The following is a 1,744-nucleotide window of genomic DNA, read 5'->3' on the forward strand; positions in this document are numbered from 1 at the left end:
AGTTCTAGATAAAAACCTAAACATTTGTTGTTCCTTAGTCTTTGTATCCTTAATTAAAAGTAAATCATTTTTATATAAGGTAAATTTGAATTCTGATTGTTCGCTTACTCCTTCTTTTTCTTTGATTTCGTAATATTTATCTAGAGTTATAGAATAGTTCCCCAGCTAATAGTGAGAATCAGGTTATATTACAATCTTTATCTCCATGGYGTACAGATGTCTATTTTAATCCAGAGACTGAAAAATATGAATTATTAGGCTTGAAATATGCTGATTTACAGTTTGAAAAGGGAACTGGGAACTATTCTATAACTCTAGATAAATATTACGAAATCAAAGAAAAAGAAGGAGTAAGCGAACAATCAGAATTCAAATTTACCTTATATAAAAATGATTTACTTTTAATTAAGGATACAAAGACTAAGGAACAACAAATGTTTAGGTTTTTATCTAGAACTATGCCAAACCAAAAACACTATGTTGAATTGAAACCCTATGATAAAGGAAACTTTGAAGGTAAGGAGAAAATTAAAGTATTTGTTACAACATCTAATGGTCGCTGTTTAAAAGGATTGGGAAAAGCGGACCTCACCATCTACAAAGTTCAAACAGATGTTTTAGGGAATAAACGTTTCATCAAAAAAGAGGGTGATGCTCCAAAACTCGAATTTTAAAATAATCTTTAAAAAGAGTTGCAATTAGCTCTGCAATATATTATAATGATGATTGTAAGGGACGCCTTACACAGTTACTTAAATCTTGCAGAAGCTACAAAGATAAGGCTTCATGCCGAAATCAACACCCTGTCTATTGGCGGGGTGTTTTCGTATTTTAAAGGGGAAATTGATGACTTGGAGAATTGTACATGTATGTCAAAGTGAAAAAATGAGATTAAAACTAGATAATCTCTTAATTAAAAAGATGGGAGAAGAATATACCATTCCTTTGAGTGATATTTCTATCATAGTAGCAGAGGGTGGAGACACAGTTGTTACACTTCGTTTACTGAGTGCTCTAAGTAAATACAATATTGCTTTGGTCGTTTGTGACAATGAGCATCTGCCAACCGGTATCTATCATTCTCAAAATGGGCATTTCAGAGCTTATAAGAGATTACAAGAACAATTGCTTTGGACGCAGGAGCAAAAAGACAAACTCTGGCAAATTATTACTTATTTCAAGATTAATAATCAGCAGGATGTGTTAGCCATGTTTGAGAAAGATTTAGCTTGTATTCAATTGTTGGCTGACTATAAAGATCATATTGAACTAGGTGATAAAACTAATCGAGAAGGACATGCAGCTAAAGTTTATTTTAATGAATTATTTGGTAAAAAATTTGTTCGCGTAACCCAGCAGGAAGCTGATGTTATTAATGCAGGTTTAAATTATGGTTATGCAATTATGAGAGCTCAAATGGCAAGGATTGTGGCTGGTTATGGCTTAAATCCCTTGATTGGAATCTTTCACAAAAATGAATACAATCAATTTAATCTGGTAGATGATCTGATGGAACCYTTTAGGCAGATTATTGATGTATGGGTTTATCAACATTTAAGGGAAGAAGACTATTTAAAATATGAATTCCGATTAGCTTTAACGGATTTATTAAATGCAAAGATTCGTTATGGTAAGGAAAATTGCACTGTAACTGGAGCTATGGATAAATATGTAAAAGGATTTATTAAATGTATTGCGGACAAAGATACAACAAAGTTTTATTGTCCGATTGTCTCAAGTTTGG

Annotated in this window: 1 protein-coding gene and 2 pseudogenes; 2 read left to right on the top strand and 1 reads right to left on the bottom strand. The window is 32.1% G+C overall.

Annotated features, from left to right (window positions below):
- Positions 1-138, bottom strand: a pseudogene (locus K4H96_RS12375) (hypothetical protein); the annotation flags it as partial.
- Positions 139-158: 20 nt separating this feature from the next.
- Between K4H96_RS12375 and K4H96_RS06325 the strand changes: the two are divergent.
- Together K4H96_RS06325 and cas1 are read left to right on the top strand one after the other, a co-directional pair.
- Positions 159-674, top strand: a pseudogene (locus tag K4H96_RS06325) (type II CRISPR RNA-guided endonuclease Cas9); the annotation flags it as partial.
- A 172-nt stretch (positions 675-846) separates the two neighbouring features.
- On the top strand, positions 847-1,744 hold an 898-nt coding region (cas1, locus tag K4H96_RS06330; RefSeq protein WP_227956423.1), incomplete at its 3' end, for a type II CRISPR-associated endonuclease Cas1.

Source organism: Streptococcus sanguinis (genome assembly GCF_020729765.1).
GTDB classification, from domain to species: domain Bacteria; phylum Bacillota; class Bacilli; order Lactobacillales; family Streptococcaceae; genus Streptococcus; species Streptococcus sanguinis_Q.